15 protein-coding genes are annotated in these 12471 nt (G+C 56.7%); 4 read left to right on the top strand and 11 right to left on the bottom strand.

Going from position 1 to position 12471, the window contains the following annotated elements; translation table 11 throughout:
- Positions 1–27 precede the first annotated feature (27 nt).
- From FHR98_RS10370 to FHR98_RS10400, 7 genes are read right to left on the bottom strand one after another with little or no spacing between them, the layout of a single operon-like run.
- Positions 28–477 carry a DUF59 domain-containing protein gene (locus tag FHR98_RS10370; protein WP_437126636.1) on the bottom strand — a complete coding sequence of 150 codons (450 nt, stop codon included), beginning with the start codon at positions 475–477 and terminating at the stop codon, positions 28–30.
- The gene (gene sufU / locus FHR98_RS10375) at positions 474–944 is read right to left on the bottom strand and encodes a Fe-S cluster assembly sulfur transfer protein SufU (protein ID WP_183416620.1); all 471 of its coding nucleotides are present in this window, start codon (positions 942–944) and stop codon (positions 474–476) included. Before sufU ends, FHR98_RS10370 begins: the two co-directional genes overlap by 4 nt.
- Positions 944–2221, bottom strand: a complete 1278-nt coding sequence (locus FHR98_RS10380; RefSeq protein ID WP_183416621.1) for an aminotransferase class V-fold PLP-dependent enzyme — start codon at positions 2219–2221, stop codon at positions 944–946. The genes sufU and FHR98_RS10380 overlap by 1 nt, the downstream gene beginning before the upstream one ends.
- Positions 2218–3555 carry a Fe-S cluster assembly protein SufD gene (gene sufD / locus FHR98_RS10385; protein ID WP_183416622.1) on the bottom strand — a complete coding sequence of 446 codons (1338 nt, stop codon included), beginning with the start codon at positions 3553–3555 and terminating at the stop codon, positions 2218–2220. The genes FHR98_RS10380 and sufD overlap by 4 nt, the downstream gene beginning before the upstream one ends.
- 36 nt (positions 3556–3591) lie before the next feature.
- Positions 3592–4341: a Fe-S cluster assembly ATPase SufC gene (sufC, locus tag FHR98_RS10390; RefSeq protein WP_183416623.1), complete on the bottom strand. Its 750-nt coding sequence runs from the start codon at positions 4339–4341 to the stop codon at positions 3592–3594.
- Between the two features lie 26 nt (positions 4342–4367).
- The gene (gene sufB, locus FHR98_RS10395; protein WP_183416624.1) at positions 4368–5825 is read right to left on the bottom strand and encodes a Fe-S cluster assembly protein SufB; all 1458 of its coding nucleotides are present in this window, start codon (positions 5823–5825) and stop codon (positions 4368–4370) included.
- A gap of 17 nt (positions 5826–5842) precedes the next feature.
- Entirely contained in the window at positions 5843–6328 is a 486-nt protein-coding gene (locus FHR98_RS10400; RefSeq protein WP_183416625.1) for an SUF system Fe-S cluster assembly regulator, read from the bottom strand.
- 265 nt (positions 6329–6593) lie between these two features.
- Between FHR98_RS10400 and FHR98_RS10405 the strand changes: the two genes are divergently transcribed.
- Positions 6594–6974, top strand: coding sequence for a c-type cytochrome (locus FHR98_RS10405; protein ID WP_183416626.1), 381 nt, complete (start codon positions 6594–6596; stop codon positions 6972–6974).
- A gap of 392 nt (positions 6975–7366) precedes the next feature.
- Here FHR98_RS10405 and FHR98_RS10410 read toward each other — a convergent pair whose 3' ends face one another.
- Positions 7367–7837, bottom strand: coding sequence for a hypothetical protein (locus FHR98_RS10410; protein ID WP_183416627.1), 471 nt, complete (start codon positions 7835–7837; stop codon positions 7367–7369).
- 34 nt (positions 7838–7871) lie between these two features.
- On the opposite strand from FHR98_RS10410, the gene FHR98_RS10415 reads away from it, so the two are divergent.
- The 3 genes from FHR98_RS10415 to upp all read left to right on the top strand — a co-directional run bounded on the left by FHR98_RS10415 (position 7872) and on the right by upp (position 9538).
- Positions 7872–8321, top strand: a complete 450-nt coding sequence (locus FHR98_RS10415) for a cytochrome P460 family protein (RefSeq protein ID WP_183416628.1) — start codon at positions 7872–7874, stop codon at positions 8319–8321.
- A 190-nt stretch (positions 8322–8511) separates the two neighbouring features.
- Positions 8512–8853 carry a tetratricopeptide repeat protein gene (locus tag FHR98_RS10420; RefSeq protein WP_183416629.1) on the top strand — a complete coding sequence of 114 codons (342 nt, stop codon included), beginning with the start codon at positions 8512–8514 and terminating at the stop codon, positions 8851–8853.
- Between the two features lie 52 nt (positions 8854–8905).
- Positions 8906–9538 carry a uracil phosphoribosyltransferase gene (upp, locus tag FHR98_RS10425; protein WP_183416630.1) on the top strand — a complete coding sequence of 211 codons (633 nt, stop codon included), beginning with the start codon at positions 8906–8908 and terminating at the stop codon, positions 9536–9538.
- On the opposite strand, the gene FHR98_RS10430 is transcribed toward upp, so the two are convergent.
- Genes FHR98_RS10430 through cdd form a run of 3 tightly spaced genes read right to left on the bottom strand, consistent with a single transcriptional unit; the run spans position 9539 to position 12470 of the window.
- Positions 9539–10702, bottom strand: coding sequence for an MFS transporter (locus FHR98_RS10430; protein WP_183416631.1), 1164 nt, complete (start codon positions 10700–10702; stop codon positions 9539–9541).
- Complete coding sequence (deoA, locus tag FHR98_RS10435; RefSeq protein WP_183416632.1) at positions 10699–12018, bottom strand: thymidine phosphorylase; 1320 nt, start codon at positions 12016–12018, stop codon at positions 10699–10701. Before deoA ends, FHR98_RS10430 begins: the two co-directional genes overlap by 4 nt.
- A 35-nt stretch (positions 12019–12053) precedes the next feature.
- On the bottom strand, positions 12054–12470 hold the full coding sequence (gene cdd / locus FHR98_RS10440) for a cytidine deaminase (protein ID WP_183416633.1): 417 nt from the start codon (positions 12468–12470) through the stop codon (positions 12054–12056).
- Position 12471 lies beyond the last annotated feature (1 nt).

Consider the following 12471-nt stretch of genomic DNA (forward strand, 5'->3'; position numbering starts at 1 on the left):
AATCATCATAGCGCTTTTCATATGGGATCAGAAGATGCCCAGTGCCAGTCTTGCATCCTCTGTCATGCGCTCCTTGTCCCAAGGCGGATCCCAAGTCAGGGTCACTTCCACTTCACCGACGCCGTCCGCTTTGGCTACCGCCTCGGCAACCTGATAGGGCATCTCACCGGCGACCGGACAGGCCGGCGCGGTCAGGGTCATCAATAACGATACGGCGCCGTCGTCTTTCTGATCAATTTCGTAGATCAGTCCCAAATCATAAATGTTCACTGGAATCTCAGGGTCATAAACGCTGCGCAACGCCTCTTCTATCTTCTCCCGGTTGGCGAGCGGCGTGCCCTTGGGCAATGCTTCGCCAGCCCGAGCGGTCAGACCCTCGGTATCCTCGCCTTCGCCCATGAAGTACATTGGGTGGCCGGGCATCATGGTCGTCTCTCCTTCATCATTCGCCAGTTGGTCCTCGTCGCCGTCATTCATTCGGTCGAAATCTCCGCATCGCCTTTCAGGGCTGCATCCATCGTATGCCAAGCAAGCGTCGCGCACTTGACCCGCACCGGGAATGTCCGAACACCCGACAACACCTGCAGGCGCTCCACGGCATCGGCGTCTGTCGCCTCGGCTTCACTCAAATCGGCGTCGTCTTTGGTGCAGAGGTCGTGAAAACCATGGAACAGAGTTTCAGCCTCCTCAACTGTCTTTCCTTTAAGAATTTCAGTCATCATTGAGGCAGATGCCATTGAAATTGCGCAACCTTTCCCAATAAAGGAAACATCTTCAATCAAGTTCTGGCCGTTCGTCAGCAGATAAACACTCAGGGTGTCGCCGCACATGGGGTTGTTGCCTTGCGCGTGGTGATTGGCATCCCCGATTCGGCGTAAATTACGAGGGTTCTTCCCGTGGTCGAGGATAACTTCCTGATAGAGTTCTCGCAGTTCGTCTAACATTATCCAAAGAAATCCCTGACAGTTTGTAAGGCCTCAGCCAGGACATCTACCTCGGCCGGCGTATTATACAAGCCGAAGGAAACGCGGGCCGTAGCAGATAGGCCAAAGCGATCCATGACCGGCTGTGCGCAGTGGTGTCCAGCGCGAAGGGCCACGCCGCTGCGATCTACAATCGTGCCGATGTCGTGCGCGTGCGCGCCCTCCAGCACGAAAGAAATGATGCCCGCCTTCTCCTTCGCCTTACCAATGATCTGCAACCCTTCTATCGCTTCCAGCTTGCGCGTTGCGTAGGCCAGCAAGCCTTCCTCGTGTGCGGCAATGGCATTCATCCCGATGCTGTTCAGGTAATCGACCGCCGCGCCGAAGCCGACCGCCTCGATGATTGCGGGCGTGCCTGCCTCAAAGCGGTGAGGGGCGGCCTTGAACGTGGATTTCTCCAAGGTCACCGTTGCGATCATGTCGCCGCCACCCTGATAAGGCGGAAGGCGGTTGAGCAGGTCTTTCTTGCCATAGAGCGCACCGATGCCGGTGGGCCCGTACATCTTGTGGCTGGAGAAAGCGTAGTAATCAGCATCCAGCTCCCGGACGTCGACCCGCATGTGCGGCAGGGCCTGGCACCCGTCAACCATCACCTGTGCGCCTGCGGCGTGCGCTTCCTGGATGATTTGCTTGAGCGGCGTGATGCTGCCGAGTGCGTTGGAAATATGAGTGACGGCTACTAGCTTCGTGCGAGGGGACAAAAGCCCGCGATAGGCGTCCATGTCGAAGTTGCCATCGTCGTCGATGGGCACGGCCTTGAGAACGATACCGCTGCGGTCCCTTAAGAACTGCCAGGGCACGATGTTGGAATGATGCTCCATCTCGGAGATGATGATTTCGTCGCCAGGCTGGACTTGGCTTGCAAAGCAAGCGGCCAGCATGTTGATGGCCTCCGTGGCGCCGCGTGTGAAGATGATCTCGTCGGGCGAGCCGGCATTGACGAAAGCCGCAACCCTCTCACGGGCCCCTTCGAAAAGGTCTGTGGCTTCCTGGCTCAGACGGTGAACGCCCCGATGCACGTTGGAATAACTCTCCTCCATGACCCTGGTCATGGCATCAATGACCTGTCGTGGCTTCTGGGCGCTGGCTCCATTGTCCAGGTAAACCAACGGTCGGCCATAGACCTCTCGCTTCAGGATCGGGAAATCTTCACGCACGCGTTCGACATCAAAGGCTGCGATGGAGTTGTCGCCAGGTCTTGAGTCGTTCGGCAATGTCGGCGTTTTCAACAGGCTCATAGGTCTTCTCCTGTCATTGCCGCCAACTTGGCACCCAAACGGTCCGTCAGGCCGGCGCGCAGCGCAATGTCGCTGCAAAGCTCAACGGTATCGCGCAGAAATGCTTCAATCAGGAGCTTACGGGCCTGGTGGGGCGGAATTCCGCGACTGCGCAAGTAAAAGAGGGCGTCGGCATCCAGTTCTCCTACCGTTGCGCCATGAGAACACACGACATCATCGGCATAAATTTCCAACTCAGGCTTTGCATTGACCTCGGCCCCGCGTGACAGCAACAGCGCCCGATGAGATTGGTTGCCTTCTATTTTCTGGGCGTGCTTCTCAACTTTGATAAGCCCCTGGAAAACGCCGCGAGATTGCTGATCCAAGGCCCCCTTGATGACCTCGTCGCAGGAGGTGTGGGGCGCTAGATGATCGATTACGCTGGTAATGTCGCTGTGCTGGCGACCAGTTAGCAGATAGACGCCGTTCAGCTTGCAGGAAGAGCCTCCGCCCGCGAGCCGGATTCTGAAGTCCTCTCTCGCCACGGCAGCACCCAGAGCCAGCAGAAATCCCTCGTAACTCGCATCACGCTCGAGGCTTGCCTGGCTGTTCATAAAATAGTGGCTGCTGTGTGAAAGTTCTTGTAACCGCAAGTGCTTAAGAGCGCTTCCTGATGCTAAGCTAAACTCCGCGACGCCGTTTGAAAACGATGTGCCGCCCCCGAGATTTTGATGATGCTCAATCACGGTTGCCCGGCTGTTTGCCTCCAGCACCACCAACAAGCGTGGCTGGCTGGCCCGAACTTCGTTGGCCGCGGCGCTATAAAGGAAGATCAGTTCTACAGGTCGATCGAGTTCAAGACCTGAAGCGATCCTCAACACGGCGCCATCGGACAGAAAGGCGTTATTGAGGTCCAGCAGCGGCGCTTCCCGTTCTTCCGTTGCAATCTGCCCCAGTGAGCTTTGCAGCCATGCGGGTCGTTCGCCTTGGCTGATGATGCTCAAACCGTTGAGTGTCACCCCGTCGGGTATCCCGTCCAAACGGCTGGTTTGTTCTTGCAAGCGGCCATCGACGAAGACCAGCCTATAGCCGTGGGCATCATCGGCGAGGAGACTGGGAAGACGGTCGGGCAGGGCAAGCTCGGCCGAGCCGCCCGCATAATCCAGCTTGGCGAGTGCATTCAGGCTGGTGTACTTCCAGCTTTCCAGTTGCCGCGATGGCATACCCTTCTGGCGGAAGCGTTCAAGCGCTTGGTGCCGTGATTCGGCAAGCCAATCCTGGGCTGGAAGCGCGGCCGCTTCGGCACCAGCCCCGGATAGGGCGCCCATCAGTTTTTCTTCCACACTCGTCTGCATAATCTTTTTTTCTTTCAAACCTCTATCGATCAACTTTCAAGCAGCGCTCTGCTTAAACTCCGCGTAACCGCTGGCCTCCAGCTCCTTGGCCAGTTCTTTGTCGCCGGAGCGAACGATGCGGCCTTGGGCCAGCACATGTACACGGTCCGGCACGATGTAATCCAGCAACCGCTGATAGTGAGTGATGATCAGGAACGAACGCTCCGGGCTACGCAGAGCGTTGACGCCCTCTGCGACGGTTTTCAATGCGTCGATATCCAGCCCGCTGTCGGTTTCATCGAGAATGGCAAGGTTGGGTTCGAGCATCGCCATCTGCAGAACCTCGTTCCGCTTCTTCTCGCCGCCGGAAAACCCAGAGTTGACGGCACGCTTGAGCATGTCGTCTGACATATGAAGCTCCTTGCACTTGGCGCGCAGAATCTTGAGAAACTGCATGGCGTCCATTTCGCCGTCACCACGCGCACGGCGCACCGCATTGACGGCTTCCTTAAGGAACGTCGAATTGAGCACTCCGGGAATTTCGACCGGGTATTGGAAAGCCAGGAAAACACCGGCGGCGGCGCGCTCCTCGGGCTCCATTTTCAGAAGGTTGGCACCGTTGAACAGAACCTCTCCTTCGGTTACCTCATAGCCTTCACGTCCTGTCAGAATGTATGACAGCGTGGACTTGCCTGAGCCATTCGGCCCCATGATCGCATTGACCTCACCGGCCGCGATCGTCAAGTCTATGCCTTTCAGGATTTCTTTCCCGTCAACGCTGGCATGAAGATTCTTTATTTCAAGCATTTGATAGATTTCCCTAACCTAACTTATTAACCAACGCTACCTTCGAGACTGATCCCGACGAGCTTTTGCGCTTCAACGGCAAACTCCATCGGGAGTTGCTGCAGCACCTCCCGACAGAAGCCATTGACGACCAGCGCCACGGCGTCCTCCGCGGATAGACCCCGTTGCCGGCAGTAAAAGAGCTGATCTTCGCTGATCCGTGAGGTCGTAGCTTCGTGTTCGATCTGTGCGGTTGGGTTCTTGCTCTCGATATAAGGTGTGGTGTGCGCGCCGCATTGATCGCCGATCAACAGCGAATCGCACTGCGTATGGTTGCGCGCGCCTTCTGCCTTAGCACTCATCCGGACCAAGCCGCGATAGGTTTGGTTTGATCGTCCGGCCGAGATGCCCTTCGAGATAATGCGAGACCGGGTGTTCTTGCCCAAATGGATCATTTTTGTGCCGGTGTCGGCCTGCTGCATGTTGTTGGTGATGGCGATCGAATAAAACTCGCCGACTGAGTTGTCGCCCTGGAGAATACAGCTCGGGTATTTCCAGGTGATGGCCGATCCGGTTTCCACCTGCGTCCAGGAGATCTTCGAATTTCGGCCCCTGCAAGCACCGCGCTTGGTGACAAAATTGTAGATTCCGCCGACACCATTCTCGTCGCCGGGGTACCAGTTCTGGACCGTCGAATACTTGATCTCGGCATCGTCGAGCGCGACCAGCTCCACGACGGCAGCATGCAATTGGTTTTCGTCGCGCATCGGTGCGGTGCAGCCCTCAAGGTAGCTCACATAGGAACCAGCGTCCGCGATGATCAAGGTCCGTTCGAATTGCCCCGTGTTTGCGGCGTTGATCCGGAAGTAGGTGGAAAGTTCCATCGGGCAACGAACGCCCTTGGGGATGAAAACGAAGGAGCCGTCCGTGAAAGCAGCGGAATTCAGACAGGCGTGCTTGTTGTCGCCATACGGAACCACAGAGCCGAGGTACTTGCGCACTAATTCCGGATGATTTTTCACGGCTTCCGAAATGGAACAGAAAATAACGCCCACTTCCTCAAGTTTCTTACGGTATGTCGTGGCCACCGACACGCTGTCGAAAACAGCGTCCACGGCAACGCCCGCCAGCACTTCCTGCTCGCGCAACGGGATGCCGAGCTTCTCGTAGGTCTTGAGGAGCTCCGGATCGACTTCATCCAGGCTCTTGGGCAGGTCGTCCTTGTTCTTGGGCGCGGAGTAGTAATAGGCATCCTGATAATCGATTGGCGGGAAACCGACACGCGCCCAATCGGGTTCGGGCATGTTTAGCCAGTGAGCATAGGCTTTGAGACGCCATTCCAGCAGCCACTCGGGCTCATCTTTTTTTGCAGAGATGAAACGGATGATGTCTTCACTCAGGCCTTTGGGCGCCGTATCCGCTTCGATATCGGTGACAAAGCCATACTTGTACTTCTGCTCCCCGAGAGCGCGTACCTGTTCAATCGTTTGGCTGTTCGCTGCCATAAGTCAGTGCCTTCTGTTCAATCCGCGCGACCAGAGCTCTTGCCTGCCGAACTGGTTAAGGGGGCCGATACGGGTGAAACCGCCGGAAAATCAAAAAAAGATGCCGTCATCTCTTGCAGCGTCACCTCGTCCAACGCCGACTGTATGGCGTGATTGACCCTGTCCCACGTACCCCGCATCGGGCAGAGCGATTCAACGCCGCAGGAATCCGCCGACCCATCTACGCAAGCCGTCAGGGCAATTGGCCCTTCAATGGCCTCGATGATGGCTGCAACGGAGATCTCCACGGCTGGCCGGGTCAAGGCGTAGCCGCCGCTGGCGCCGCGGTGAGACGTAATCAACCCACCCTTTGCCAGCAATGTCAGAACCTTTGAAACCGTCGGTAATGGAACGGCTGTATCCCTCGACAACTGTTGTGCAGAGAGTGTCGTCTGATCACCGCGCGTGGCCAGTTGTGTCATGACCACGACGGCGTAGTCTGTCAGGCGATTCAGGCGGAACATCTTGTCCTCAATTCCTACCAATACGGTCGTGTATTACTCACTTATCGATTTCTTATCATAAATCAAGAGTAAATTGGTATGAATTCAATGGAATCTTTCTTTCCTTTTAGGACTCTAGATGCATGCCGATGAGGTAACTCGCGTATTCGTGTCCAAAGGTTACAGCCCATTCTATTGCACAAGTGACCCAGGGTAGAGACAGTGGCGGCGCGACGATTTGTCATAGCATTCCAAAGCAGAAAATACAGAACTGGAGCAATACACAATGTCTGGACAAGGATTGGCACTTGCCGCCGTCATGCTTGTGGGAACGGCTTTCCTGCCAATTTCTGCCGGCGCGGCTGGGGACGCGGCGACGGGTGAGAAGCTCTTCAAGCGTAATTGTGCCGCTTGCCATACAACGGACGCAGGCAAGCACAGAGTGGGGCCAAGCCTGGCTGGGGTCGCTGGCCGCACTGCCGGTACTGCGGATGGATACCGGTATTCCTCTGCGATGGCCGGATATGGTGTGGTTTGGGATGCTGCAACGCTCGATACCTACCTGGCGGATCCACGCGGCACCGTGCCTGGAACCAAGATGACTTTTCGCGGTCTGAAGGAGCGACAGGACCGTGAAAATGTCATCACGTATTTGGAAACCCAGTAACGAGAGTAGATATCCGATTGAAGACGAAGGCCGCCGATTGGTCGCGGCCTCGCGGTACCCGCGAACTCTCTCACGACTTCGTGACGCAGCTTGATTTTCAAGCCACTGCGGGTCGCGCCTACGCTGAATGGGTGAACATTATTTTCCATAATCGATCATTGACTGTGCTGGTCAATAGGTGGAAATCGGGGAGACATCATGAGAAGCACTAAAGCGAGACTTTTGAACTCGACGGTCATGCCTTTGGCCTTAGCGGTTGGTGTGGCCGCGGGTGTCGGCGTAATCACAGTCGGATCGGTCATCGGTAGTACGGCATCCCAGGCGGCGACAGCTACGAAAGTGCCTGTAGCAAAGGGGAGTTTGCCTCAAGCGCAACCAAAACCGCGGGCGCTTCAGCAGGCAGCCGGCTGCAATCCTTGCAATCCCTGTGCCGCTAAGACCTGTAATCCTTGCAGCCCTTGCGCGGCCGAGGGATGCAATCCTTGCAACCCCTGTGCCGCAGCGGCCTGCAATCCTTGCAATCCCTGTGGTGGTTGTAATCCCTGCGCCGCTGCCGGCGCGAAGAGTGCTTGCTTCGTGCCGCGACTGCAAAAGGCATCAGCTTGCAACCCCTGCAACCCCTGTGCGGCCAAGGCCTGCAACCCCTGCAATCCTTGCGCGGCCAAGGCCTGCAATCCTTGCAGCCCCTGCGCTGCAGAAGGTTGTAACCCCTGTAATCCTTGTGCGGCCAAGGCCTGCAACCCCTGTAATCCCTGTGCGGCCAAGGCCTGCAATCCCTGCAACCCCTGTGCCGCAGCGGCCTGCAATCCTTGCAACCCCTGTGGTGGTTGCAATCCCTGTGCAGGCGGTGGCGTAGAGATCACGGATGCTGAAGCTGCGGCGGTCTATGGCTGCGCGATGGAAGAACTGCAAAAAGCCTATGGCAAGTCGGGCTCCGACATCGCGGCGTCCTATCAGTCATGGCGCCTTTACAGTAAGGTTCCCTACGTCTCCTTCACACACGGTGAACGCTACGTGACAAACTACGCGAACGCCGCGGCAAAAGCCTACGGTGCCTACGAAAGCTCCGGCGTGATGCCGGAGGGTGCAACGCTTGCTAAAGACAGCTTCTCGGTAACAGCTGCGGGGCAGGTTAGTATCGGCCCGCTGTTTATCATGGAGAAGATGGGCGCCGGCTTCGCTGCCGAGACGAACGACTGGCGGTATTCCATGATCATGCCGAATGGTGCGGTCTTTGGCGTCACCGGCGGCAAAGGGTCGGATAATGTGCAATTCTGCGCAGATTGCCACATGGCAACCGACACCGACTCAATGTTCTTCTTGCCCGAAGAATACCGGGTGAAATAGCCACGTATCGATGCTTACTGTCGGTATCGGCGATTCTGCGGCGGCAAGGGTTCATTTCCTTGCCGCCGTCTTCTTATCGGCCTTATCCCTAGTCATTCCCAATCATGGTCGAGCCGATTTTTCGGACGGCCTGGCTGCTTATGACGCCGGCCAATATTCACAAGCTGTTCAATTTTGGAATCCTCTAGCCTTGGCTGGGGACAGAGATGCGCTGGTGGCAATGGCGGAACTGTTGGAAAGGGGGCAAGGGGTAGGAAAAGACATTTCCGCTGCGCGTCGGTATTACCGTTTGGCGGCCCAGGCGGGCAGTGTCGTTGCGCAGATTAATCTAGCGGATTATCTGGAGCGGGGAGCAGGCGGCGAAGCCGATTACGTAGAAGCACTGGTTTGGTACGGCATAGCCGCCCGAAAGAGGAACCGCTGGGCTTGCGCGCAGTATAATCGCTTGTACTTGGGTTCCGGCACGGTGGCGCGGCAAGCGGCTGATAACCTGCTTCAAGATATCCTCCGGGACTTTCCTGCCCTGCAATAGGCTGCTATTTGTTCCCCGGTATTCGATCCGATCTTACAAGAGGAAAGCGCCAATGAACCAGGGCGTCACTGTCATCGATCATCCGCTTGTTCAGCACAAGTTGACCTGGATGCGGCGCAAGGAAACCTCAAGCCCGAACTTTCGAACCCTGCTACGCGAGATAAGCCTGCTAATGGCTTACGAGTTGACACGCGATCTACCTTTAACGGATCAGCCGATCGAAACGCCTGTGAGCGAAACCATTGGGCATGTAATCGACGGCAAAAAATTCTGCCTCATCTCCATTCTGCGGGCGGGAAATGGTTTGCTTGAGGGGATGTTGGACTTGGTTCCCAATGCCGTTGTAGGACACATCGGCCTATACCGCGATCACGAGACACTGGAAGCGATTGAGTACTATTTCAAGGTGCCGGGCCATCTTGAGGAACGGCGGGTCATCGTTGTCGATCCCATGCTGGCTACTGGTCATACATCTGTTGCCGCGATCACGCGTTTGAAGAAAGCCGGGGCGCAGGATATTCGCTTCGCCTGTCTGCTTGCAGCCCCCGAGGGCATCAAGGAAATGCGCGCGGCGCATCCCGATGTACCGATCTTCACAGCCTCGATCGATGAGTGTTTGAATGAGAACAGTTACATCGTCCCTGGGCTCGGCGATGCGGGCGATCGTATATACGGTACGAAGTAGTCAGGCGTCGCCAAGGCGCCCACCAAGCTTTATCCAAAGGTGCCATATCACCAGGACCGCGATTAACGAAACCAATGTCATGGCATAATAGGCCGCGCTTGAGTAAGCGCTATAGAGTGTACCGGACAACAGCATAGCTAGGCCCATCGTTGCGCCAACGGCAGCAGAATAGAGGCTCTGCGCGCTGGCAGCCTTGTCTTCGGGGAGGAGATCGGACAGCAGATGCATGGTGCCGAGATGGGCCGCCCCGAATGTCAGCGCATGAAGCACTTGGAAAAATGCCAGTGGTAGCAGCGAGTCGGTCAAACCCATCACTGTCCAGCGAAATACACCGGCAATTCCGGCGATCGCTAGAAAGCTGAGGGGGGATATATGGGTTAACAACCGACGGCCCAGGAAGAACAGGAAGATTTCTGCGATTACGCCTTCCGCCCAAAGCCCGGCCACCAATGTTTCGCTCATACCCACAGACCGCCAGTGTATGGCGGAGAAGGCGTAATAGACAGCATGGCTCGCCTGCAAGAGCGCTCCGGCGAGTAAAAGCCAAAGAAAGCCATTATGGCGGAGGAGGGAGAGCCAGCTACGCCGCTCAATGCTGGCTGCTCCTGATCGCAACGGCAGCAAGAGCACAGAGAATCCGGTAACTGCGATACCTGCACAAAACACCCAGACGATAACATTGGGCCCCTGGGTCTCGACCGCGCGTCCGGTTGCCAGTACTGCCAGAATGAATGTTAAAGACCCCCAAAGACGGGCGCGGCCGTAATCCATCCCACTTTGGCGAACCGCCCGCATCGCCTGGCTCTCGCCCAGGGGTATCAAGGGTTGAAACAGCGCAAACCCCAGAATCTGCAATGCGAGAAGCAGCCAATAGTTGTGGCTGAGTGCCATGGTCGCGATCAAACACAGGCTGCCAATTGCGCAAAAGGCGAGAAGTGCCCGAAGATTCCGGGACCGATCCGCCAGTGTCCCGGCGAAGGGTGTTGCCAAAATTTTTGCCCAAGTGGTGGCAGCCAGGAAAAAGGCGATCTCATTTGCGCTTAGGCCCTTGGAATCGAGCCAGATAGGCCAGAAGGGAAGTTGCACTCCTGCGGCAAAGAACAACGCGCCATAGTAGAGGCTAAATCTGGGCCCAGGCATTGCGACCGATTTAGAGATGCTCATGAATCGACCTGGGATATCACCACTGAGGATGGGGCAGGGCACTCTGAGGCAAAGACGATAGCGGAGCGGTAGGCATCGCAGGCAATTTCAGCAGATTCCGGATCATTGGAAACAACCTCGGCAATGGGTTGACCGAATTCGACCCTACTGCCCAGCGGTAGAATGTTACGAAAACCCACGCTGTGATCGATTCTGTCTTGACGCTGTTTGCGACCACCACCGAGCGCCATGACCGCAAGCCCCAAGGCCTGCGCATCGCAGGATGAAAGATAGCCGGTCGCCCCAGCAGTAACGGGGCGTCGGACCGAAGCAACCCTAAGGTGTTGCTCAGCCCGTTCAATAAGATCTGTGGGGCCGCCGAGTGCTGCGACCATGCGACCAAAGGTTTCGGCGGCACTGCCATTATCCAACGCCGTCAGCAAAGCGGTTTTGGCCATTTTCGAGTCTGGATGAAGACCGGCCATTTCCAATGCAGCCGCGCCCAGTTCCAATGTGACTTCCAACAATCGTGATTCGCGCTGTTTTCCGGCGAGAAAATCAATGCTTTCCAAGACCTCAAGTGTGTTCCCGACCGTCAACCCCAACGGCTCGTTCATATCCGTCAGCAGGGCACGGACAGGCAGGCCAGCCTTGTTGCCACTTTCAACCAGAGACGTGGCAAGAGCCTTGGCACTGTCCAAGTCCTTCATGAAGGCCCCGCTGCCTACCTTGACGTCCATCACCAGGTGATCAAGCCCAGCCGCGATTTTCTTCGAAAGGACGGACGCTGTTATAAGAGGGATGGATTCAACCGTCGCCGTGACGTCCCGGATGGCATAGAGCTTCCGATCCGCCGGCGCCAATTCTGCGGTTTGGCCGACAATGGCACACTGGGCTTGCGCCACCACCGCCTGGAATTTTTCTAGAGATGGTTGGGTATCATAGCCTGGAATGGAATCGAGTTTATCCAGCGTTCCCCCGGTATGTCCCAGGCCACGCCCGGCGATCATAGGAACTCTCGCACCACAGCTCGCAAGCAAAGGCGCCAGAATTAAGCTTACCTTATCGCCGACACCGCCGGTCGAATGCTTGTCGAGAGTGACCTGGTCATTATCGGGCCAGAAAAGCCGCTGTCCAGAGTTCGCCATAGCGAGCGTGAGGGCGCCGGTTTCATCGCGGCTCATGCCTTGAAAATATACAGCCATGGCGAAAGCCGCCGCTTGTGAGTCTTCCAGCGCTCCAGAGGCCATGGCGTTGATGAATTGCGTGATCTCCTTGCCGGAAAGGGTTTTTCCGTCGCGCTTGGTGCGAATGACTTCCTGAGGGAAGAATTCCATGGTGTCACGCTTTCGATTTTACTCTGTGCGCCGTTTCACCCATCGTTTTGCCGACCAAAGGCTTGCGGCAGCAATTCGCCGAGCGTAAAGGCCTTTCGCAATTCCTCTGGGCTGCAAATGAACACCGGTGTTTCCGGCCCAGCAAATTCACGCAACCGCTGTCGGCAGCCGCCGCAAGGTGTGCAAAGCCGGTCGCCCTGGGCGACAATCACGACAGCCGTTATGTTGCGATCACCTGCGGCGACCATTTGCGATATCGCACCGGTTTCCGCGCAGGCACCCTCCGGGTAGCTGGCATTCTCGACATTGCATCCGACAAAATAGCGCCCGTCGGATGAGCGGATGCAGGCACCAACCGGAAAGCCGGAGTAAGGGGCATGGGCATTGTCCCGCGCTTGCCGAGCCAAACGCAGCATCTCCGGGTCGAATGTCTCCAAGTCCTGTCGATTCATG

The organism is Limibacillus halophilus (genome assembly GCF_014191775.1).
GTDB classification, from domain to species: Bacteria; Pseudomonadota; Alphaproteobacteria; order Kiloniellales; family CECT-8803; genus Limibacillus; species Limibacillus halophilus.